We start from the raw sequence: 21,639 nt of genomic DNA on the forward strand, positions 1-21,639 counted from the left end.
TTTATGTAAACAATCAAAGAGTATTTAACAATTATTTTTCATTTGTGCCGAAATGAATTTATTTTTATGTAAAGATATTTTATGTAAAGCAATGGTTTCTAGGCTTTAAGGGGTAAGTGATCGCTTCGAGCAATAGCTCTATGTTGAAAAAATGTTGCATTTAGGGGTTGCCAAATTCTAAATATGATTCATAGTACACAAAGTATCTTTTAATTGTATACAATCTAAATGGAGGTTCGCATGGCAAAGATGAAGGCAATTGAAGCAGCGGTAGAGGTATTGAAAAAAGAAGGTGTCAACATTGCCTTCGGTGTTCCTGGCGCAGCGATTAACCCAATGTACGCAGCAATGAAAAAACTGGGTGGGATTGATCATGTACTTGCACGTCATGTCGAGGGTGCCTCGCATATGGCTGAAGGTTACACCCGTACTGAGCAAGGGAACATTGGTGTGTGTATCGGCACGTCAGGCCCCGCGGGAACAGATATGATCACCGGCCTCTATTCGGCGTCTGCGGATTCCATTCCCATTCTTTGTATTACCGGGCAAGCGCCACGAGCACGTCTACACAAGGAAGATTTCCAAGCGGTAGACATTGAATCCATCGCCAAACCTGTCACTAAATGGGCAACAACCGTGTTAGAGCCAGCTCAGGTGCCACGTGCATTTCAGCATGCGTTCCACCTAATGCGTTCGGGTCGTCCGGGCCCAGTATTGATTGATCTGCCACTTGATGTGCAGTTGACTGAAATTGAGTTTGATATTGATACCTACGAACCACTCGAGGCTTATCAACCGAAAGCGTCGCGCGCTCAAGTCGAAAAAGCGCTTGAGATGATGTGTGACTCGGCAAATCCAGTGATAGTGTCTGGTGGCGGGGTTATCAACGCTGGCGCTGAAGCTTTACTGCAACAGTTTGCCGAAATTACTGGGGTCCCTGTGATTCCAACCTTGATGGGTTGGGGCTCGATTGCCGATGACCATGAATTGATGGCCGGTATGGTAGGTCTACAGACTGCGCATCGTTACGGCAATGCCACGTTACTAGAATCTGATTTTGTGTTTGGTATTGGTAACCGCTGGGCTAACCGTCATACAGGCTCGCTTGATGTGTACACCAAAGGACGCAAGTTTGTTCACGTTGACATAGAACCAACGCAAATCGGTCGTGTGTTCTGTCCTGATTTGGGCATTGTTTCCGACGCCAAAGCGGCTCTTGAACTCTTGGTGGAAGTCGCTCGTGAATGGCGCGATGCAGGTAAGCTACCTAATCGCAGTGCTTGGGTGGGGGAATGTCAGCAGCGTAAAGCGACCATGCTACGTAAAACTCACTACACCGACGCGCCGATCAAGCCAATGCGTGTCTATGAAGAAATGAACAAAGCATTTGGTCGCGATACTTGTTACGTCAGCACCATCGGCTTGTCACAAATCGCAGCGGCGCAGTTCTTACACGTGTATAAACCGCGCCACTGGATCAACTGTGGTCAGGCTGGCCCACTTGGTTGGACGACGCCAGCCGCACTTGGTGTTCGCGCCGCCGATCCAAATCGCGATATTGTGGCGATCTCTGGTGATTACGACTTCCAATTTATGATCGAAGAATTGGCCGTGGGCGCGCAATTTAATCTGCCGTACATCCATGTGTTGGTAAACAACTCTTACCTTGGTTTGATCCGCCAAGCGCAGCGTCAGTTCGATATTGATTACTGCGTTCAGTTGGCATTTGAAAACCAAAACGCACCAGAGCTTAACGGCTACGGTGTTGACCATGTCACCGTTGTTGAGGGTTTAGGCTGTAAGGCGATTCGAGTCACGGATCCCGAGCAGATGCCAGCGGCGTTTGCAGAGGCCAAAGAGCTAATGAACAAGCATAAAGTGCCCGTTGTTGTTGAAGTCATTTTGGAGCGCGTCACGAACATCGCCATGGGGGTAGAGATTGATTCAATCAACGAGTTTGAATCTCTGGCGGAACATGCCGATGACGCACCTACTGCATTGATTCACAACCGTTAACAGAATAAGGAAATCAAAATGGCAAAGTTTGCAGCAAATTTATCCATGTTGTTTACCGAACTGGACTTTGAAGACCGCTTTGAAGCCGCGGCAAAAGCAGGCTTTAGCGGCGTGGAATATCTATTCCCGTATGCGCTAGAAGCCGCGCAAATCAAGGAGAAGCTTGATGAGTACCAACTTACCCAAGTGTTGTTCAACCTTCCGGCCGGCGATTGGGAGGCGGGCGAGCGCGGTATCGCGGTGGACCCCAAGCGAATTGAAGAGTTTCAGGCAGGCGTCGCCAAGGCGATTGAATACGCCAAAGTATTGGGTAACACCCAAATCAACTGTCTTGCGGGCATCGTTCCACAGGGGGTAACTCAGCATGATGCGCATGCGGCGTTTGTGATCAACTTGCGTTATGCCGCACAGGCGCTCAAAGAAGCAGGGATTCGTTTGGTAATTGAAGCGATCAACACACGCGATATTCCGGGCTTTTTCCTTAATACGACAGAGCAGGCGAAAGCGGTGATTAAGGACGTCGGCAGCGACAACCTATTCATCCAATATGACATCTACCATATGCAAATCATGGAAGGGGATTTAACTCCTACCATGAGTGCCAATATCGAACAAATCGCTCACGTTCAATTGGCGGACAATCCTGGACGACATGAGCCGGGAACCGGTGAGATTAACTATCCATTCGTCTTGAAACATCTTGATCAGCTTGGATACCAAGGCTGGGTCGGCTGTGAGTACAAACCGAAAACCACCACCACCGAAGGCTTAGATTGGATCAACCTATACCGCTAAGCGCGGTTGATACCCATCATAGCGGTGGGTAAACGTTACGGAGAACAGAATATGAAAATTGCATTTATCGGCACAGGAATCATGGGTCGCCCAATGGCAGCGAACTTGCAAAAAGCGGGTTATCAAATCGTCCTGTCTGATCACTTTAATCCAGCGCCAAAAGATCTGGTTGATGCTGGCGCTATGGTCTGCCATTCACCTGAAGAAGCCACTCGTGCCGCCGACGCCGTGATTTTGATGGTGCCAAACACACCACAGGTAGAAGATGTGCTATTTGGTGACAAAGGTGTTGAGGCTGGTCTTAGTGCTGGCGGCGCACAAGGTAAGCTTGTGATCGACATGAGTTCTATTTCGCCAATGGCAACCAAAGCGATTGCTGCCCGCATTAATGAAAGTGGTGCGCAATATCTCGATGCGCCTGTATCCGGTGGTGAAGTCGGGGCGGTTAACGCGACGTTAAGCATTATGGTTGGTGGTTCACAACAGGCATTTGATAAAGCTCGTCCACTGTTTGAAGTGATGGGTAAAAACATTACCTTGGTTGGCGACAATGGCGCAGGACAAACATGTAAAGTGGCGAACCAGATCATTGTGGCGCTCAACATCGAAGCCGTTTCCGAGGCATTGGTCTTTGCGTCTAAGGCGGGAGCTGATCCGGCGCGGGTACGCCAAGCCTTGCTAGGTGGTTTTGCCAGTTCAAAAATTCTAGAGGTACACGGCGAGCGTATGATTGAAGGCACATTCGATCCCGGTTTCAGAATTTCATTGCATCAGAAAGATCTCGATTTAGCGCTTTCAGGTGCGAGAGAGCTAGATGTTGCGTTACCGAACACACAAACGGCGCAAGAGCTATTTGAAGATTGTGCCGCATTGGGTGGCAAAGATTGGGATCACTCAGCGCTGATCAAAGCGATTGAGAAGCGATCTGGTCACTCGATTCGAGATTAAGGCGACGGCCTCTCGTTTCCGTCTGGGATGGTGAGGACTCCTCTCCCAAGCCGTCCCAAATACATACCAATTCCATCAACCAACCTTAGTGGGGGAGTTTGGTGAGATTGGTATTGCTTAAATCGCGTAGTTTTTTGTCTCCTTTTGTGCGCGTTCCCGTTGTAAGGCAACAGGTAGAAGCTTACGAGCTTCGTCTTAGCAGGCACCTCGCGTGCTTACATCGGGATTTTTTCTTTTTAGCCCTAAATTGCGTATCAGTATTTTGTTTATTTTTTAATTAAACAAAATGATTTGTGCTAAGTGGATTAAAATTTGTCATTTTGCATAAAGAATTTGTTGGGCTGAGCTTTTACTCTTAAGACAGTGTAAAAATCATTGGAATTCACAACACAATGATAGAAGTTACAGCCCTAGGTGCGTTGGCCGGTGTGTTTGGTTTATTTGTTTAAGGATTCAAGATGAAAATTGTCATTGCTCCAGATTCGTATAAAGAAAGTTTGACGGCGATGGAAGTCGCAATTGCGATTGAAAATGGATTTAAAGAGATAATGCCACACGCCGAGTTCATCAAGCTGCCGATGGCGGATGGCGGTGAAGGGACGGTTCAATCACTGGTTGATGCGACTGGTGGTCAAATTGTCGCCGCGACCGTGACTGGGCCGCTTGGACAACCCGTTGAAGGCTTCTACGGTTTATTGGGTGACGGCTCTACGGCTGTGATTGAAATGGCGGCCGCATCAGGGTTACACCTTGTTGAGCCAGAAAAACGCAACCCACTGCTAACCACAACCTACGGTACGGGTGAACTGGTTAAGGCGGCATTAGACGCGGGTGTTAAGCATATTATCGTCGGTATTGGTGGTAGTGCGACCAATGACGGTGGTATCGGTATGGCTCAGGCATTAGGTGCAAGCTTAACAGATGCACAAGGCGTCGAATTAGCCTACGGTGGTGGCGCGCTGGAAAACTTAGCCAGTATCGATTTGTCGGGATTAGATAGCCGCCTAGCTGAGATTAAGTTGGAAGTTGCTTGTGACGTCGATAATCCACTGTGTGGCGCTAAAGGGGCATCACATGTATTTGGCCCGCAAAAAGGCGCGACCCCAGAGATGGTTGAGCTGCTCGACAAAAACCTTGCTCACTATGCAGAAGTGATTCGCCAAACCAATGGCAAGCAGGTGATTGACCAAGCGGGTGCTGGCGCCGCTGGTGGTTTAGGTGCCGCGTTACTCGGTTTGTTTGACGCGAGCCTTCGCCCGGGTATCAATATTGTTATGGACGCAGTGAATTTAGCCGAAGTAGTTAAAGATGCAGACTTAGTTATTACCGGTGAAGGTCGTATCGATAGCCAGACCATTCACGGCAAAACGCCAATTGGTGTCGCTCGCATCGCGAAACAATATCATCTCCCTGTGATTGGTATTGCGGGCAGTATTGCCAAAGATTGCCGAGTGGTCCATGAACACGGTCTTGATGCGGTTTATAGCGTGGTATTAGGGGCAACTGATTTGCCGACTGCTCTCAAAGAAGCGGCATTTAATGTTGAAATGACGTCGCGTAACATCGCTGCTGCGTTGGCAATGACATTTAAGTAATTTCGTATTTTTTACACTGTAAACGGTCGCTAAATAGCGGCCGTTTTTTTGCAACATCGATCATAGCTTGGAATTAGGCAGTCACTGTAGATATTGAGCAGCGTATATTCGTTAATCTTGTGGTGTGCCACTCCACTATCGTTATATGGATCTTAATTTTTCAATTGTTGTTATTGGCATATGCCAATAATTGGTTCTATAGTACCCATATCACACAGATTAAGGTACTCATTATGCTATTTGCCATTCCCAGCAGAGACTCTTCTCTTTCCAATCACTTCGCTAAAGCTCCTCAGATTACGCTTTGGGACAGCCAAAGTCATACGAAGCGAACTTTAAATCTACCTGAATCGTCGGCGTGTTGTGGTCATAAGAAGTATTGGCGCAAAGTCTTGCAAGACAATAACGTTGATGCAGTCGTCGTGCGCTCAATTGGCACGAATATGCTTAACACCTTGTTTGAACTCAATGTACGTGTCTTAAGTGCCCCAAGAGGATTTGATCTGGAGTGTTTCGATGTAGATCAATTGACTGCGGTAACAACAGTTGAGTTTGCTCGCCCGTCGGCGAAGAAGAATAAAACTTGCTGCTCGGGTCATGGTGCCAAATCGTCAGCCAGCAAAGAAACATCAAACCAGCGAGCCTCTGTGAACAAGCTTTCACCAAGAGCAATGAACCGTCTGGCTAAGGTTTTGAAACTTACCCTGCCAGCTGAGGAGCGATAATGATCTATCTAGTCAGCTTTATTGTGTTTCTGATTGCCATCGCCTTAATGACATTAGGCGTCATGTTCAAACGCCAAGCGATACAAGGAAGTTGCGGTGGGCTCGCGAGTATTGAAATCGAGAGGGAGTGCAATTGTGTTACAACATGCGAACAACATCAGAGTGTACTCTACCAAATTCAAGAGCCAAATCTACCAAGCTCTTAGCTGATTATTGACGATCAAACATCAAGGCTTGACCATAAACCAAACTTTGCGCCACTTTGGCTCGTGCGCTTTTAACAATATTGCCAAATGTTTGTCTCGATATTCCCATACGAGTCGCGGCGTCCAATTGGCTCAGTGATTCGAGATCAGCCAAACGCAGTGCTTCGAGTTCTTCCGCTAATAGTTCTATTTTTTCCAGCTTTGCAAGTGGAACGCCGTTGGGTTTAAAACATTCGTATGGCGCACTGGTGCAGATATTTCGCTCTATTTTGGGTCTAGCCACTTTATTCCCTTTTCTATTGATTTGTTTAGGTTGAATGAGATTCTAAAATCTAGGATATTTTATGTTTATTCACACTCCCATCAACCATCAGCAATGCGCAGTATGCTGTCAGCCCTTTTTCAACTCACATTCTGTTATTCAATTTCGCGTAATGTCAGATGGTGGAGTGCTGGGGGAAATTGTAGCAACTGAAAAAGTACAAGGCTATCAAGGCGTCATGCAAGGAGGAGCAATCTCTGCCCTACATGATACGGCGATGACACATTGTTTATTTTCCCGCAATGTCTGCGCAATGACAGCACAACTTAATGTTCGGTTTATTAAACCTGTTCCTCTCCATACTTTAATTCAGGTTGAGGCTCATTGTGTGAAAAGCAAACGAGGTTTGTATGTGTTGCAAAGTAGTATTTTTATTAATGGTCAGTGTTATTCCACTGCAGAAGCGAAGTTTATGGAACATCGCTGTACTGCTTGATCATCGCTGATTACCAAACACCTATATGGCATCTCTATCACTTCATTGAGTGCGGTGTCCAAGACAAGTCTATTTAAGTCAGATATAAACCAATACCCCGATATTTCTAAGGTGAAACATCGGGAGCGTGGTTGCGCATCGATTAGGCAATTTGTGTCATGCGATTCATGGTAAAAGATTTAATCGCACCCTCCACCGCGGCTGAATAATTGGCGATGTGTTCGCTAGCCAGGTGGGTCTCTAGTGCTGCTTCTGAATGCCAATTTTCGTAAAACACGAAATGCGCTGGGTTTTGTTGCTCTTGGTGCAAGTCGTAGTTAATACACCCTTGCTCAGCCCGAGTTTTATCGATCAATTTAATTAGCTCAGATTTTACCATGGCTACGTGAGTGTCTTGGGCGATAATGTTGGCAATTATGGTCAACTGTGTCATAGCGAGAGTCACCTATTTGCTGGATTTTACAGTGTTGTAATCACGTCATCGATTGGCAAACGTGCTTTTGGCAAGCCGTGGTTGTAGTCTTCGCCATCTTTGTGATAGCCCATTGCTAGTGCAAAATCACACACATAGCCTTCCAATTCATCTTTGAATATTTCACCAATAAGCTCAGGATCAACACCTTCCATCGGTGTCGATGCAATGCCCATACGTGCAAGCGTATGCAAGGTGTTACCAACAGCAATGTAGGTTTGCGCTTTAGTCCAGTTGCCGTTGAAGCCGGTTTCATCGGTGTTGAACTCAGCAAAGCCATAAGCACCGTTCAACATGTCGTTGTAACGCTCGGCAGGCAGGTGACCTGAAGTGACTTCCGCATCGACCACTTTTTTGTACTGCTCTTTGCTAAAGCGAGGATTGTGAGCAAACAAAATGGTGTGTGATGCTTCTTTGGCATGCGGTTGGTTAAACTGATGCATGTTGGCAAAACTATCATGGAAACGTTGTTTCGCTTCGTCACTCTCAAGAACGATAAATTTCCAAGGTTGAGAGTTAATGGAAGAGGCGGAAAGGCGAATCGCTTCTTTGATCACTATCATGTCTTGTGCCGAAATACGTTTTGTTGCGTCGTATTTTTTGGCGGTGTAACGAGTATTTAAGTCTTTGATGATTGGATGAGTCATGTTGGCTCCTAACTAGCTAAAATTTACCAATGCAATCGGGTTTGATGTTCGGTGCGTCAACAATTAACGTGTGATTGGAACATGCCCCAGTTATCGAGAAATCGCGGTAGTGCTTGTCAATAGAGGTAATTTAATTCACTCGCTCAATGAGAAAAATAGCCGATATCTCCAATCACTATGGAATAAAAATTCCATAATTAACGGAGCTGGGTGAGGAATAGAGTCAGACTGTAGCGTGTTGTGTAACCATGGCGAGCAAAGATCATTCTCACCATGGCTTGCAGTATTTTAGGTAGGCCAGTTAGATAGGGACGACGAGGATATCAACCGGTGATTTGTCGATAAGATGCTTGGAGTGCGAAACGATTTTGCTCCAAAAATCATGGTGATGCCCACAGATCAGCAAATCAATGTTGTGCTCTGCAACGGTGTCTTTGAGCTTTTCAGCCAGATCTCCCGTGCCGACCAAGATCTGTTTTATTGCCAGCGGGCTATGCGCTTCAAATGCCAGGATCTGCTCAACAGCGTGTTCGCCAAATGGATGTTCATCGGGGGTCTGTTTCAAATCAATCAGTTCGGGATAAATCTCCCCATGTGAGCCATCAATATAAACAAAAGAGATTTGTGCATCGGTCAATTTCGCTAGGTAAACGGCCCTGTCTATCAGAGCTTTGCTCTCTTCTTCAAGCTCAAGGGCAACCAGAATATGTCGGTAGTTCATAATCGAGTCCTCTTCTGAATCTCTTAAGATAAGCATAATCTCTAGATCGGTGAAATGTTGTCGTAACGGTCTCGAATTTATGAAAATTATCTAAATCATGCTAGAGAAAATGGGAAATCTAGATTCATCAACTTGACCTTATTTGTTCCTTATTTTCTCCCTACAATGATTGGCAGATAGCAAGGCGGATTTAGGAATCGATTATGAACACATTTCCCAGTAATTTTCTTTGGGGGGGCGCAATTGCGGCCAACCAAGTTGAAGGATCTTTTAATCTAGATAACAAAGGGTTGTCTACATCAGATATGCTGCCCAACGGTATTCTCAGCCCACACCAATCTCGTGAAGAGCGCACTGATGGCATCAAAGATCTGGCGATCGATTTTTACCACCGTTATCCAGAAGATATCGCTTTGTTTAATGAGATGGGGTTCAACTGCTTACGTCTCTCAATCGCTTGGACGCGCATTTTCCCAAATGGTGATGAGCTAGAGCCTAACGAGGCGGGACTGGCTTATTACGATAAAATTTTTGATGAACTCGCCAAGCATGGTATGCAGCCGTTTGTCACGCTCTCTCATTATGAAATGCCTTACGCCTTGGTGGAAAACTACGGAGGGTGGGGAAGTCGTGAACTGATTACTTTCTTTGAACGTTATGCACGTACTGTATTCGAACGCTACAAAAATAAGGTCAAGCTGTGGCTGACATTTAATGAAATTAACATGTCATTGCATGCGCCATTTACTGGTGTTGGGTTACAAGAAGACGCTTCAGAGCAAGCTATTTATCAGGCAATTCACCATCAGTTGGTGGCCAATGCCAAAGCCGTCAAACTGTGCCAGCAAATCATTCCGGATGGCAAGATTGGCAACATGCTGTTAGGGGCGATCAACTATCCTTACACCTGCAATCCCGACGATGTTATCGCGGCAATGCACGAAAACAACAAATGGCTGTTTTTTGGTGATGTTCAGACACGCGGTCAATATCCGGGCTATATGCTGCGCTACTTCAGAGAACAAGGTATTGAGATCGCAATGGAGCCCGCTGATATTGAAGAGTTAGCCAGCGCAAGTGTCGATTTTATCTCGTTCAGCTATTACGCCAGTGGCTGTGCTAGCGCCGATCCCAAGCAAAAAGAGGTCGGCAATATTATTGATAGCGTGCCTAATCCGTACCTTGAAAAAAGCCAATGGGGTTGGCTCATCGACCCGAAAGGTCTACGTATTCTGCTTAACTTCCTGCATGACCGTTATCAGAAACCCTTGTTCATTGTTGAAAATGGTTTAGGCGCTCGTGATGAAATAGATGAAAATGGCGAGATTATTGATGACTACCGGATTGCCTATCTCAATGATCATCTTGTTCAGGCGCGAGAGGCGGTATTAGATGGTGTTGATCTCATGGGCTTTACCAGTTGGGGACCGATTGATTTAGTGGCGAACTCAACCGCAGAGATGAGTAAGCGCTATGGCTACATCTATGTCGATCGCCATGATGATGGCAGTGGTACTTTAACCCGCAAGCGGAAAAAGAGTTTTTACTGGTATCAGGATGTGATTCGCAGCAACGGCGCATCATTAAAAGCTTAACGAAAACAACAGGAGCCAAACGGCTCCTGTTGTTTTTTCTGGATCCCATAACCGTGTTTTTCGTTCATGGAAAGAGAGGGGTTGTTTCTCGTTATATGAGAAAATGGAGTGAATTTTAATTACTAATTCTTACAGGGTAAGAATATAGTTTGATCGAGACCTCAAGGTAGCGATACAAGATTAGTGTGAATTCCATGAAGCAGAACAGTGGGCAAGTAAACGAAAAAGTTCTTCAGTTATTAATGCAAGTTGCTGTCAATGAAGAGCCGGTCACAGCGAAGCAACTCAGCGAGCAATTGGGTACGCCCATCAGCAGCTTATATCGGCATTTGAAACTGCTCAAAGAGTGGAACCTGATCGAGGAGAGTCCAAATGACAAAACCTTGATCATAGGTCCGGCAGCGCTACTGCTGATGCGCAGTTATCAAACGAGTCAGCACGACTTAGATACTGTCGATGCGGTGCTCAATCGTTTACAGAAACAGACCAGCGAAATGGCTGCCTATATGGTGCCTGTTGGTTATCGTGCCCTCTGTGTCAGCCGGAAGGAAAGTATGCAGGCGCTTCGTTGCAGCTACGTCCAGGGTCAAAGTCAACCCCTGCTACGGGGCGCCTCATCAAAGGTGATGCTGGCTTATATGCCAATCTCGCGATGCGAAAAGATATTGCGCTACTTTGGTCAACAGCAAAGGTTAGAGCAGTGGCATCAAGAGCTTGAGCAGATCCGTAATCAAGGTTATGCGCTGAGCACATCCGAAATCGATCCCGGAGTGTCTGGCATTAGTGCGCCAGTAATGAAGGGCTCGAAATTGATTGGCGCCATTTCTGTTATGGCGCCCGCGCACCGAGTAGAGATCAATCAGCAGAAGATAATTCTTCACGTTCTTCAAGCAGCAAGGGCATTGCCCCCAGAAAGGTAATTGGTATGTTAGGCCTATTTCGACGTAATAAAACGCAAAGTGTTAGCGGTGTTTTGTCCCATCGTTTGGTATTGATGAGTGTCAGTGAACACTTAAAACCGTTGAAACTTGTCGACTTCGAAATGGCCAACCAAAGTTTAGAAGAGATGTACGATTGGGTTGCGGATGTTGAAGGTAGTCAATGGATCAATGGTGGACATTACAACCTATCTGGTCAACCTGCGGGTAAATATCAACTTCACTTGAGTCGTTATTTGGGCTCCGAAGCCTTGCCTATTGTATTGACCAATAATTGTGAGACTGTGTTGCAGAGTTTGCCACTTCTGCATTCTGCGCGTCGAGAGTTAGGCATCATCAATATTGGCCGCCAGTTCGAGATCAAAGCCTCATTGGAGATTGAACAAGGCAGTGCCTATCACTTTGCTTTGTCTCGTTACAATGAATGCCGTTTATTTTGTTTAGGCATTGATGCCAGTGCTCTTGACGATAGAACATTGGAATATGCCGAAGATCTTGGCTGTGACTGGATGATGCTCGCCGAATGCGGTTTCAGCCATCGTTTACAGGTTAAGCATCAGTTGGCCAATTTTCTTTCTCATTGTGACGACATCATCTTCAGCATTGATTTGTCGTGCTTGTCTCCCGACTCGCGGATTGAAAGTGGTTTGGCACTTGATACCCAAATGGTGAATCGCATGATTCGTCAATTGCTGATTTCTGGCAAAGTGCGTCAAGTTCAGTTAGTTGGATATAAAGATAAGCATCTTTACTCTAAGCAGACCCAAAGCATTCTGCATGAGTTAACCCAGATGTTTCCCTATCGCGACAGAGCCGCCTAGCGGTGAACGGTGAAAATCTTAAACCCTAGAAACACAAAAGCTGGCGGTTAAGCCAGCTTAGTTTGGTGGGTTAGCACATTAAGATGTTTTGCTTGCGTCTTTGTTCGACTCTTTCCAGTACTGAATGCGTACGCGATGCAATTGTGCTTTTCTCATTTTCTTCATGATAATCCCTCACTTAGAAACAATGCAGCTCGTCATTGAGCTTATATAAATGTAGTTCCTCATGAACACGGATTAATTTAGACCCCAATTCTGAAAAGATCTAGGGTTTTGATCACATTTTTTTGTATGTACGCTATACCCTATTAGGCAAAAGTGAACCATAGCGCACTTTAATAAGTTTGACATGTAACTGAAGGAGCATTGTCGTTTTTTATTAATCAATAAGAAACAGTAAGTTAACCAAAATGTCACGTTCGGCGTCTACGATTTCCCCGCATTTTATATAATTATTACTCAAGCAAGGAGTCAGCAATGTGCCCGATTTCAGACAATAAGTGTGACAGTCAGGATTCCGAATTCAGCCAAATGATCGATGCGCGTCTATCTCGCCGTCGTTTCCTAGCTGGAACAGCCGCAGTGAGTGCCAGCGCATTTCTTTCGCTCAACCCTATTGCGAAAGCGTTTGCCGCCAAAGGTGAAAGTTCACTGCTAAACTTTGAAGCGGTTCCGGCGTCTACTGCCGATACGTTTATTGTGCCTAAGGGTTACAAAGCAACACCGTTGCTGTCTTGGGGTGATCCAATTTTCGCTGATGCGCCAGAATTTGACCCAAGCGGTAAGCAAAATTCTAAAGCGCAGATGCGTCAGTTTGGCGATAACACAGACGGTATGAGTTTATTTCCACTCTCTGAGAATCGTGCTGTTATTGCTGTTAACAACGAGTACACCAACTACGACTTGCTGTTCGATCACGGCGGTAAAGCGATGACGGCTGATGACGTTGTTAAAGCGCAAGCTGCCCATGGTGTGACTGTGTTTGAAATCGTTAAATCGGGCGGTCAGTGGAAGCTAGATAGGAACGGCAAACTTAACCGCCGTATTACCGCAAACACCGAAATGAAGTTGACCGGCCCAGCGGCAGGGCACGACTTAGTTAAAACCGAACTCGACCCATCTGGTATGAAACCACTCGGCACATTTAATAACTGTGCTAATGGCCAAACACCATGGGGCACTTACTTAACGTGCGAAGAAAACTTCAACGGCTACTTTGGAACTAGCGGTAGCGCGGAGCTTTCTGCAGACCATAAACGCTACGGTGTCAAAGCGGCGCAGAGCAAGTACCAATGGCATGACAGTGACGAGCGTTTCGATGTTGCCAAGCACCCGAATGAACCACACCGCTTTGGTTGGGTGGTCGAAATCGATCCGAATGATCCGACTTCTACACCGCTGAAGCGTACCGCGCTCGGTCGCTTTAAGCATGAAAACGCTGCGCTGCTGATCAACGATGACGGCCATGTAGTGGTCTATCTTGGTGATGATGAGCGAGGCGAGCACCTGTATAAGTTTGTGTCTAAGAACAAATACCAACCAGGGAATGACCAAGCAAACCGAGATCTGCTTGAGCAAGGGACGCTGTATGTCGCTAAGTTCGAAATGGACGACAAAGAGCTGAAAGGAAAGGGTCAGTGGTTAGAACTGACCCACGGTAAAAATGGCCTGACTAAAGAAAATGGTTTTGCTGATCAAGGTGAAGTGATGATCTTTGCTCGCCGTGCAGCAACGCAGGTCGGTGCAACGACCATGGATCGCCCGGAGTGGGTTGCGGTTCATCCAGATAACAAACATGTATTCTGTACTTTGACCAACAACAAAAATCGCGGCGTGAAAGAGGGGCAGCCGGTTGGCGGCCCTAACCCACGTAAGGAAAACCATTACGGCCAGATCGTGCGTTGGGTTCCACAAAATGGCGATCACACCAGTGATGGGTTCGAATGGGATCTTTACCTTATCGCGGGTAACCCAGAAGTACATCCGGGTACTCTCTACGCAGGTAGCGAGAATATCAATGCCGACAATATGTTTAATAGCCCAGATGGGATTGGTTTTGATGCGGCTGGTCGTTTGTGGATTCAAACGGATGGCAACTACTCAAATAAGGGTGACTTTGCTGGGCAAGGCAATAACCAGATGCTGTGTGGAGATCCAATGACAGGTGAAGTACGTCGATTCTTGACCGGGCCTGTTGCTTGTGAAATCACAGGACTTACCTTCTCGCCAGATTACAAAACCATGTTCGTTGGTGTTCAGCATCCAGGTGAAAGTGGCGCACCTTCTCACTTCCCTGCTGGTGGCAACAGCAAACCACGTTCAACCATTATGGCGATTACACGTGAAGACGGCGGTGTGATCGGCGCATAACCAAGCAACGACGTTTGGGCCCCAAATGGCAACATTTGGGGCTTTTTTATATCCGCGTTCCACCAGAAATTCCGTCTGTAGACCCTAAGTTATTTATTGACTGGATAATTATGCGCATCTAAGCATAAAAACTGTGATCTTATGGCGCGGAAACACTCAATCTAGTTGCGGCTTAGGTACGCTATCACTATATTGAAAGAGTATCCCAATAACTTAAAGGTGTAGAGACGCGAGTAAACTCCCCGAGTGAATACGAACTGACACAACGAAAATAGAGACACAAAACTTAACGATCTTTCCGTTGAGAGTGTTTAAAAACGTATAAGAACGAAGTATTTTCCAAGGCTTTTTGCTTTATCCCTCTCAAGTAGTCACATCTTCAAGTTATCGATACATTCGGATAGCAAAGGAGGAGGTTTGGCTATGATTTCATTAGGTTTAGTCGCGTTAGGCGTTTTCGTATTCTTCTTCTGTTGGGTTGTTCAGCACGGTTTACCGGTTTTGGGCATGAAGCTTGATGAAGATGATTTACTGCTGATTTCAGAACTCTCTGGAGAAGAGGTTCTTGAAGCATAATTAATGATGGCAACGTTGATGAAAAAGGAGCTGAGTGCTCCTTTTTCGCTTTCTAGCGTTGCTGAAAGTGCTCGATGATCTCTGTTTTTATGGTTGCGAACCTTTTCGGTAACTGACGGTGACGCTTGGTGAGAAAGTAAAGGGTTTCAATCACGCTATTGCTTGGTTCAAAGATCGCGATTCGAGATTTATCACTAAATGAATCGAGCGCACTTTTGGGTAACACAGTGAACCCAAGCCCTTTGGCAACGGGCAGCAAAATTTGGCTAAGTTGATTGATGTAACCGTTCACAGGTATCTCATCAATATTGATGTTTTCTAAGTCAGAATCACCACATTGAGAGAAATAGAGCGACAAGTAGTGAATCGCATCTGGGTGCTGAATCAGACCTAGTTGTTTGAGCCTTGTTTGCGTGATTGGTTGCGATGCTTGGCTTTTCGGCAGCATTAAACACAGTGGTTCGCTGCCTAAGATTTGTGAATCAAAGCGTGAATCGGCTGGAATATGAGTGACGATTCCGATATCGGTCGCACCAGAAAGCACATCGGTAACGATTTTTTGATGTGGCGCGGCTTCAAGCTTGGTCACGAGCTGAGAGTATTTACATTGTAAATTTAGCAAGTGTGGATAGAGCAGCAGCGCGAGTGAACCTGAACAAGAGATAGCAACACTACCCGAATACGGATCTTCCATGTTGAGAGAGCTGAGTAGATCTGATTCCTGCTTTTCGATATGCAGTGCGTATTGATAGACGCTGTGACCAGCTTCAGTGACTTCGAAGCTTTTGTTGTAGCGTTCAATCAGCGAGTAGCCGCAAGCTTGTTCGAGCTTTTTGATATGTTGGCTGACACCGGGCTGAGTCATAAACAGCTTTTCAGCGGTTTTGGTGAAGTGGCCTGTATCAACCAAAGTGACAAAGGTTTTGAGCCAAGCTGGATTTATCATCGCATCTTCTCATAACAAAAAATTATCATGAGTAGTGTATGTGATAACAAGAACTTCTGATAGAGAGAAGCGTAAAACTACAGTTGGCAGATCAACAAACTTACTTCTCTAACATACCTAACTTGTCAGGTACGCCATTCCACTTTTCGGCTTCTTCCATCGCAGGTTTTACTTCGGTTTGCACTGGCCAAAGCTCGGCAAGTTCCGCATTCAGTTCAACGTAAATCTTTTGATCCGCCGGAACTTCATCTTCTTGGAAAATAGCGTGAGCATCGCACTCATCAACGCATAAGCCGCAGTCGATACATTCGATTGGATTGATCACCATAAAGTTTGGCCCTTCGTGGAAAGCATCTGCAGGGCATACTGCGACACAGTCAGTATATTTACATTGAATGCAGTTATCCGTTACGACAAACGCCATGATGATCCGCTCTTAAGTTAGTCAAATTTAAAGAAAGGGGGATAATACTCATCCCAAGCCAAAATTCAATATGTTTGATTTAGTATGACAGACAATTCAAATTCTCGTAAAATGCGCGCCATTGTGAGCTGACCGTCACTCAAACGGTTTTGGCTAAGACACCTATCGATACGAGACATCAAAATGATACGTTTAAATGAAATCAAACTTCCTCTTGATCACGAGGAAGAGGCGCTAATGGCGGCTATCACCAAGAAACTTGGCATCAGTGATGATCAAGTTATCTCTTACAACATATTTAGACGTGGCTACGATGCTCGTAAGAAAGCCAACATTCTGCTGATTTATACGCTCGACGTGATTGTAGAAAACGAAGCCGAGTTACTTGAGCAGTTCGTCAGTGATCCTCATGTTAAACAGACTCCGGACATGGAGTACAAGTTTGTCGCCAAAGCGCCAGAGAACATCACTGAGCGCCCTGTGGTGATTGGCTTTGGGCCATGTGGTCTATTCGCAGCACTCATTCTGGCGCAAAGTGGCTTTAAACCGATTGTTGTTGAGCGAGGTAAAGAGGTACGTGAGCGTACCAAAGATACGTTCGGCTTCTGGCGTAAGCGTACCTTAAACACTGAATCAAACGTGCAGTTTGGTGAGGGCGGCGCGGGTACCTTCTCGGACGGTAAACTCTACAGCCAAGTTAAAGATCCCAACTTTTATGGTCGTAAAGTGATCACTGAGTTTGTTGCTGCAGGCGCACCAGAAGAGATCCTGTATGTAAGTAAGCCGCACATTGGTACCTTTAAATTGGTGACCATGATTGAAAAAATGCGCGCGAAAATCATCGAACTGGGTGGTGAAATTCGTTTTAGCACTCGTGTTGATGACATCCATATGGATGGTGAGCAAATTACCGGTCTAACTCTGTCGAATGGTGAAGAGATTAAAACTCGCTACGTGGTACTCGCAGTGGGTCACAGTGCGCGTGATACGTTCGAAATGCTGCACGATCGCGGCGTGTATATGGAAGCTAAGCCATTTTCGGTTGGTTTCCGCATCGAACACAAGCAGGCGATGATTGATGAAGCCCGCTTTGGTCCGAATGCCGGCAACCCTATCCTTGGCGCCGCAGATTACAAACTGGTGCACCATTGTAAGAATGGCCGTACGGTTTACAGCTTCTGTATGTGTCCTGGCGGTACTGTGGTTGCCGCGACATCAGAAGAGAATCGCGTGGTGACCAATGGTATGAGCCAGTATTCGCGTGCAGAACGTAACGCAAACGCTGCCATTGTGGTTGGGATTGATCCAGAACGTGATTACCCAGAACATCCGTTGGCGGGTATTGAGTTGCAACGTAAGCTTGAGTCTGGCGCCTATGTACTCGGCGGCGAGACCTACGATGCGCCCGCACAAAAAGTTGGCGATTTCTTGAAAGGTCGCTCCCCAAGCGAAATCGGTGATGTTGAACCGTCTTTTACTCCTGGTATTCATCTCACTGATATCTCGCAAGCATTGCCAGCGTTCGCCATTGAAGCGATCCGCGAAGCGATTCCAGCGTTTGACAAGAAAATCAAAGGCTTTTCCAGCGAAGATGCGCTATTAACGGGGGTGGAAACGCGTACCTCGTCACCAGTGTGTATTAAGCGCGGTAAAGACTTCCAGAGCATCAACTTGAAAGGCTTCTACCCGGCGGGTGAAGGAGCTGGCTACGCTGGCGGGATCTTGTCTGCAGGCATCGACGGCATCAAAGTCGCTGAAGCGTTGTCAAAAGCCATGGTCGCTGATTTAGAAAACGCATAATCACTCGATATAAAATGAAAGGCTCTAGTGTTTCTACACCAGAGCCTTTTTTATTGCGTTTACATTTGCTTGCTGATGGTTTCGATTTCCTCGCGCCATTGCTGCTGCAAATTTGGTTTTTGATGTTTGGGCTTGCGTTGTAAATCCGCGGCCAACAGCATCTCTAACTCAATCAAGCGTTCCAATAGTTGCTCCTCATCGTTTAGTGACACGATTTCATCACTCGATATCGACAGCTCAGTCTCGCCCGAGGTTGCGTGATGCTTCAAATCCGAGAGTTGCTGATACACCTCCTCTGCGCTGAGATATTCAGTCAGCTCTCCTTTGTCAATCAGCCAAAAGCGGTTGCAGCTTTGCTCAATTAGGCTCCGATCGTGGCTCACTAATAAAGCCGCACCTGCGAATTCACTCAACGTGGTGATAAGCTCCTCTTTGCCTTCCATATCCAAATGGTTGGTCGGTTCATCGAGAAACAGCAAGTGATACTTGGCCAACGTCAGACCGATAAACAGCAATCGAGCGCGTTCACCTCCGCTCAACGACTTAACGTGTTGGTTGTGTCTGGTGTATTCAAAACCAGCACTAATTAGGGCACGCTTTGCGGTTTCACTATTCACCGCCGAGAACGACTCAAGTGCTTCGCTGACCGTCTCTGTGTCTTTGAGTTGCTGGAGTGATTGATCGTAGTAGCCTAGTCTACATCGGTCATGAAACGTCACTGATGGGTTGAGTGCCAAGTCCATTTGGTAGTGGCGGTAAAGCTGGTTGAGCAGCGTTGATTTACCACAGCCATTACTGCCAAGCACCGCGATTCGGTCACCACTTTTCACTCGCATTTCGGCCATAGAAAACAGGTGAAGATCACTGTCTAATGGCGTAACAGAGAAAGGCGTTGTTTCGAGCAGTCGATTGGCCGCTAGGGCTTCTCCTTGCAGTCTGAGCTGCCAAGGTGTGCCTTCTGTCAGTTCTGTTTGTTGATCTTCAAGGCGTTCTTTCCTCGCGAACATGGTTTTTGCTTTGCGTGCAAGATCTTCGTTGTCGTACACTTTGCCCCAAGTTGCGAGCCGTTTAGCGCTTTTCTCTATCCGGTCGATTTCCTTTTGCTCATTAGCATGGCGAGCTTTATCTTGCCGATCTTTCTCTTTTAAAGCAGCTCTTGCTTGCGAACATGGCAGGGCAAAATGATGCAGCGCTTGATCTCGCATAACCCATGTCGTGTTTGTCACTCGATCAAGTAAGGTTTGATCGTGAGAAACCAAGACAAAAGAGCCTTTCCATTGAGCGAGAAACTGCTCTAGCCACAGTAAAGAGGGCAAGTCTAAGTGGTTGCTTGGCTCATCTAAAAACAGCAGGTCGGGCTGATTGATGATCGCTCTTGCGATAAGCAATCTCATTTGTTGACCACCACTGCAATTGACGACGGGCATATCTCGCTGCGCGTCAGAAAAACCTAGCTCAGATAACACCAACTCAGCGCGCCAATATTCCTCACTACTGAGTGTTTCCGCCAGAGCTTGCAAAACACTTTTACTCTCAAGGTGCGTCGGAAGGTGTTGTTCTACGTAGCTGATAAGGCAATGTTTTGCTTTGGCTATTTGACCTTCACCTGGTTCGTATTGGCCATTGAGTAGTTTTAGCAGACAGCCATTATGGCCAATGAGGCCAACTTTATCACCACGATTGAGCGTGAAAGAGAGATCTTTAAAAAGCGGATTGGATGTGTAAGCAAGGGTTAAAGATTGTGCAGTTAAATAAGTACTCATAATTTTCTCAAGAATTTTGGGCGTAAAAAGCCGTTGTCAGGGCTGACAATAATTCTTCGAGCTTGAGGGAAGGTACTCGTGACGGTATTCGTCTGTAAATTAAATTTCGCTCAAGTCGAGATTATCGCAGCGCGATATCGAAAACTCTTGAGCGCGCCTTAATGCCAAACAAGCGTGGGTAGATTGAACACCACAATGACATAAGTTCCTCCTTAGTTTAGTTGTAAAGTGTCGCCACTTTGGGTGATTGGATAAATAAGATTCTAACCCTTAATACCGCAATGTACATCCCTGGTAGTTAAAAGTGCTTCAATGCTCTCAATCGCCTCCACCCACGACCTAAGCCTAGTTATCAAACAGTTAGGGATGAGGTGATGTGCTTCACTGTTGATAAAGTAGGCATTCTCGTTACGACCAGCAGGAGCATGTTATGAATCAACGCCAGTTAGCGCAGCAGCAGTTTGAACAAAGTGGAGAAAACTTAGTTGTAGGCTCGCTTCAAGCGTGCCCGTTATCTCCCGAGCAGCTAGCACAAACTACAGCAGACTGTGACTATGTGGTTGAGACATTTAACAGTGGTCTTACAGCCGAAGTTTTTCGCATTCGAGTCGATGGCCGAGACTATACGTTGAAGAAAAAACGCCCTACCGCGCGAGTGAGCAATCTCGATGGTCACTATTCCTTTCTCAACGAAGTACAGCGCCGTTTCGATATTCAGCAGCAAAAGGATGATCCCAGTAGCGCGGCAGATTTTGAATGCATAGTTTCGACTGTGTACGCAGATTACCATTTGGGCATCATTGTCTCTGACTGGATTGAAGGTGAGCCAGTGAAACAAGTGTCGAGTTCACTGCTCTCACAGCTTTTTTCGACTTTATCGGCATGTGAACGAATCGGTCTGTTCGAATGGGATTTATGTGCGGGCAATTTGCTTGTTGATGAGCAGCACAAGTTGTGGCTGTTTGATTTTGGCTACATGTATCGATTTGAGCCGCTTAACGAACTCAATAGTAATGGTTTGGATGCACCGCTGTTTAATTTTTGTGAGCGCTTTGAGACGCGCTTTTTATCTGGTTGGTTACTGGACAAAGAGCTCTCGCACAGTGAGGCGTTAGCCGTGTTCAAGAACGTGAAACATGAAGCGTTGCGAGTTTTGCTACAGCAGCTCAGATGGTTAAAAAATAATGGAGCTAGCGTGGCGGTTATGCAGGCTAAGCAAGCGTTGATTGATACCTACCAGCAAGCTCTTGAAAGCCAAACTAAACTAGAGAGTTTGTTTCAACTAGAAATGTTTCGTTCTCATGTTCTTGATATTGAAGATGATCTGGATGGAAAAAGTTGTACACCCATTACCATTAAGCGTGTTGAAACGGTATTGAATACAATCACCGAGCACTATGCTGAACTAAAGCAGCAAGGGGGTCTGTTTTACCACAATCAAGGCAAAACCCAGCAAGCGCTCATTGATGCTTATCGTGGCAAGCTAGATTTAGTTATCCAATACCAACTGAATGGGTAGTAAC

Annotated in this window: 21 protein-coding genes; 14 read left to right on the forward strand and 7 right to left on the reverse strand. The window is 46.1% G+C overall.

From position 1 onward, the window contains the following. Positions 1 to 240: 240 nt before the first annotated feature. The 6 genes from gcl to nqrM all read left to right on the forward strand — a co-directional run bounded on the left by gcl (position 241) and on the right by nqrM (position 6,285). Entirely contained in the window at positions 241 to 2,016 is a 1,776-nt protein-coding gene (gene gcl, locus TW81_RS16060; protein WP_045956746.1) for a glyoxylate carboligase, read from the forward strand. 18 nt (positions 2,017 to 2,034) lie between these two features. Continuing rightward, the gene (hyi, locus tag TW81_RS16065; protein WP_045956747.1) at positions 2,035 to 2,811 is read left to right on the forward strand and encodes a hydroxypyruvate isomerase; all 777 of its coding nucleotides are present in this window, start codon (positions 2,035 to 2,037) and stop codon (positions 2,809 to 2,811) included. Positions 2,812 to 2,862: 51 nt separating this feature from the next. Further along, positions 2,863 to 3,759 (forward strand): 2-hydroxy-3-oxopropionate reductase, encoded by an 897-nt coding sequence (locus TW81_RS16070; protein WP_045956748.1) that lies wholly within the window; start codon positions 2,863 to 2,865, stop codon positions 3,757 to 3,759. 458 nt (positions 3,760 to 4,217) lie between these two features. Then, positions 4,218 to 5,354, forward strand: coding sequence for a glycerate kinase (locus TW81_RS16075; protein ID WP_045956749.1), 1,137 nt, complete (start codon positions 4,218 to 4,220; stop codon positions 5,352 to 5,354). Between the two features lie 233 nt (positions 5,355 to 5,587). Then, positions 5,588 to 6,079: a NifB/NifX family molybdenum-iron cluster-binding protein gene (locus TW81_RS16080; protein WP_045956750.1), complete on the forward strand. Its 492-nt coding sequence runs from the start codon at positions 5,588 to 5,590 to the stop codon at positions 6,077 to 6,079. Further along, the gene (gene nqrM, locus TW81_RS16085) at positions 6,079 to 6,285 is read left to right on the forward strand and encodes a (Na+)-NQR maturation NqrM (protein ID WP_045956751.1); all 207 of its coding nucleotides are present in this window, start codon (positions 6,079 to 6,081) and stop codon (positions 6,283 to 6,285) included. Before TW81_RS16080 ends, nqrM begins: the two co-directional genes overlap by 1 nt. A gap of 4 nt (positions 6,286 to 6,289) precedes the next feature. Here nqrM and TW81_RS16090 read toward each other — a convergent pair whose 3' ends face one another. Further along, positions 6,290 to 6,568: a DUF134 domain-containing protein gene (locus tag TW81_RS16090; protein ID WP_045956752.1), complete on the reverse strand. Its 279-nt coding sequence runs from the start codon at positions 6,566 to 6,568 to the stop codon at positions 6,290 to 6,292. Positions 6,569 to 6,629: 61 nt separating this feature from the next. Between TW81_RS16090 and TW81_RS16095 the strand changes: the two genes are divergently transcribed. Then, positions 6,630 to 7,043 carry a PaaI family thioesterase gene (locus TW81_RS16095; RefSeq protein ID WP_045956753.1) on the forward strand — a complete coding sequence of 138 codons (414 nt, stop codon included), beginning with the start codon at positions 6,630 to 6,632 and terminating at the stop codon, positions 7,041 to 7,043. Positions 7,044 to 7,185: 142 nt separating this feature from the next. Here the strand turns inward: TW81_RS16095 and TW81_RS16100 are convergent, their stop codons facing one another. From TW81_RS16100 to TW81_RS16110, 3 genes are all read right to left on the reverse strand, one after another. After that, entirely contained in the window at positions 7,186 to 7,476 is a 291-nt protein-coding gene (locus TW81_RS16100; RefSeq protein WP_045956754.1) for a putative quinol monooxygenase, read from the reverse strand. 26 nt (positions 7,477 to 7,502) lie between these two features. Continuing rightward, complete coding sequence (locus TW81_RS16105) at positions 7,503 to 8,162, reverse strand: nitroreductase family protein (protein WP_045956755.1); 660 nt, start codon at positions 8,160 to 8,162, stop codon at positions 7,503 to 7,505. Positions 8,163 to 8,463: 301 nt separating this feature from the next. After that, complete coding sequence (locus tag TW81_RS16110) at positions 8,464 to 8,883, reverse strand: universal stress protein (RefSeq protein WP_045956756.1); 420 nt, start codon at positions 8,881 to 8,883, stop codon at positions 8,464 to 8,466. A 203-nt stretch (positions 8,884 to 9,086) separates the two neighbouring features. On the opposite strand from TW81_RS16110, the gene ascB reads away from it, so the two are divergent. The 5 genes from ascB to TW81_RS19460 all read left to right on the forward strand — a co-directional run bounded on the left by ascB (position 9,087) and on the right by TW81_RS19460 (position 15,183). After that, entirely contained in the window at positions 9,087 to 10,478 is a 1,392-nt protein-coding gene (ascB, locus tag TW81_RS16115; RefSeq protein WP_045956757.1) for a 6-phospho-beta-glucosidase, read from the forward strand. Between the two features lie 194 nt (positions 10,479 to 10,672). After that, entirely contained in the window at positions 10,673 to 11,398 is a 726-nt protein-coding gene (locus tag TW81_RS16120; RefSeq protein WP_045956758.1) for an IclR family transcriptional regulator, read from the forward strand. Between the two features lie 5 nt (positions 11,399 to 11,403). Next, the gene (locus tag TW81_RS16125) at positions 11,404 to 12,237 is read left to right on the forward strand and encodes an arginase family protein (protein WP_045956759.1); all 834 of its coding nucleotides are present in this window, start codon (positions 11,404 to 11,406) and stop codon (positions 12,235 to 12,237) included. A gap of 477 nt (positions 12,238 to 12,714) precedes the next feature. Continuing rightward, complete coding sequence (locus TW81_RS16130) at positions 12,715 to 14,607, forward strand: PhoX family protein (RefSeq protein WP_045956760.1); 1,893 nt, start codon at positions 12,715 to 12,717, stop codon at positions 14,605 to 14,607. A gap of 423 nt (positions 14,608 to 15,030) precedes the next feature. Beyond that, a complete protein-coding gene (locus TW81_RS19460; protein WP_204244008.1) occupies positions 15,031 to 15,183 on the forward strand; it encodes a hypothetical protein in 153 nt (50 codons plus the stop codon). Between the two features lie 52 nt (positions 15,184 to 15,235). Here TW81_RS19460 and TW81_RS16135 read toward each other — a convergent pair whose 3' ends face one another. Together TW81_RS16135 and fdxA are read right to left on the reverse strand one after the other, a co-directional pair. Next, on the reverse strand, positions 15,236 to 16,129 hold the full coding sequence (locus TW81_RS16135) for a LysR family transcriptional regulator (protein WP_045956761.1): 894 nt from the start codon (positions 16,127 to 16,129) through the stop codon (positions 15,236 to 15,238). Between the two features lie 100 nt (positions 16,130 to 16,229). Further along, positions 16,230 to 16,553 (reverse strand): ferredoxin FdxA, encoded by a 324-nt coding sequence (gene fdxA / locus TW81_RS16140; protein ID WP_045956762.1) that lies wholly within the window; start codon positions 16,551 to 16,553, stop codon positions 16,230 to 16,232. A 183-nt stretch (positions 16,554 to 16,736) separates the two neighbouring features. Here fdxA and TW81_RS16145 point away from each other — a divergent pair, with 183 nt between their 5' ends. Next, a complete protein-coding gene (locus TW81_RS16145) occupies positions 16,737 to 18,353 on the forward strand; it encodes an NAD(P)/FAD-dependent oxidoreductase (protein WP_045956763.1) in 1,617 nt (538 codons plus the stop codon). Between the two features lie 59 nt (positions 18,354 to 18,412). Here the strand turns inward: TW81_RS16145 and TW81_RS16150 are convergent, their stop codons facing one another. After that, a complete protein-coding gene (locus TW81_RS16150; protein ID WP_045956764.1) occupies positions 18,413 to 20,116 on the reverse strand; it encodes an ABC-F family ATP-binding cassette domain-containing protein in 1,704 nt (567 codons plus the stop codon). A gap of 430 nt (positions 20,117 to 20,546) precedes the next feature. On the opposite strand from TW81_RS16150, the gene TW81_RS16155 reads away from it, so the two are divergent. Next, complete coding sequence (locus TW81_RS16155) at positions 20,547 to 21,635, forward strand: protein kinase family protein (RefSeq protein WP_045956765.1); 1,089 nt, start codon at positions 20,547 to 20,549, stop codon at positions 21,633 to 21,635. Positions 21,636 to 21,639 lie beyond the last annotated feature (4 nt).

The sequence above is a fragment of the Vibrio galatheae genome, from assembly GCF_000967545.1.
GTDB lineage: Bacteria > Pseudomonadota > Gammaproteobacteria > Enterobacterales > Vibrionaceae > Vibrio > Vibrio galatheae.

Coding starts and splice junctions, on each gene's coding strand:
- ascB (WP_045956757.1), top strand. CDS start 9,087: ATGAACACATTTCCCAGTAATTTTCTTTGGGGGGGCGCAATTGCGGCC.
- TW81_RS16125 (WP_045956759.1), top strand. CDS start 11,404: ATGTTAGGCCTATTTCGACGTAATAAAACGCAAAGTGTTAGCGGTGTT.
- TW81_RS16095 (WP_045956753.1), top strand. CDS start 6,630: ATGTTTATTCACACTCCCATCAACCATCAGCAATGCGCAGTATGCTGT.
- TW81_RS16070 (WP_045956748.1), top strand. CDS start 2,863: ATGAAAATTGCATTTATCGGCACAGGAATCATGGGTCGCCCAATGGCA.
- TW81_RS16145 (WP_045956763.1), top strand. CDS start 16,737: ATGATACGTTTAAATGAAATCAAACTTCCTCTTGATCACGAGGAAGAG.
- TW81_RS16080 (WP_045956750.1), top strand. CDS start 5,588: ATGCTATTTGCCATTCCCAGCAGAGACTCTTCTCTTTCCAATCACTTC.
- TW81_RS19460 (WP_204244008.1), top strand. CDS start 15,031: ATGATTTCATTAGGTTTAGTCGCGTTAGGCGTTTTCGTATTCTTCTTC.
- TW81_RS16130 (WP_045956760.1), top strand. CDS start 12,715: ATGTGCCCGATTTCAGACAATAAGTGTGACAGTCAGGATTCCGAATTC.
- gcl (WP_045956746.1), top strand. CDS start 241: ATGGCAAAGATGAAGGCAATTGAAGCAGCGGTAGAGGTATTGAAAAAA.
- TW81_RS16105 (WP_045956755.1), bottom strand. CDS start 8,162: ATGACTCATCCAATCATCAAAGACTTAAATACTCGTTACACCGCCAAA.
- TW81_RS16135 (WP_045956761.1), bottom strand. CDS start 16,129: ATGATAAATCCAGCTTGGCTCAAAACCTTTGTCACTTTGGTTGATACA.
- hyi (WP_045956747.1), top strand. CDS start 2,035: ATGGCAAAGTTTGCAGCAAATTTATCCATGTTGTTTACCGAACTGGAC.
- TW81_RS16100 (WP_045956754.1), bottom strand. CDS start 7,476: ATGACACAGTTGACCATAATTGCCAACATTATCGCCCAAGACACTCAC.
- TW81_RS16150 (WP_045956764.1), bottom strand. CDS start 20,116: ATGAGTACTTATTTAACTGCACAATCTTTAACCCTTGCTTACACATCC.
- TW81_RS16075 (WP_045956749.1), top strand. CDS start 4,218: ATGAAAATTGTCATTGCTCCAGATTCGTATAAAGAAAGTTTGACGGCG.
- nqrM (WP_045956751.1), top strand. CDS start 6,079: ATGATCTATCTAGTCAGCTTTATTGTGTTTCTGATTGCCATCGCCTTA.
- TW81_RS16155 (WP_045956765.1), top strand. CDS start 20,547: ATGAATCAACGCCAGTTAGCGCAGCAGCAGTTTGAACAAAGTGGAGAA.
- TW81_RS16120 (WP_045956758.1), top strand. CDS start 10,673: ATGAAGCAGAACAGTGGGCAAGTAAACGAAAAAGTTCTTCAGTTATTA.
- TW81_RS16110 (WP_045956756.1), bottom strand. CDS start 8,883: ATGAACTACCGACATATTCTGGTTGCCCTTGAGCTTGAAGAAGAGAGC.
- fdxA (WP_045956762.1), bottom strand. CDS start 16,553: ATGGCGTTTGTCGTAACGGATAACTGCATTCAATGTAAATATACTGAC.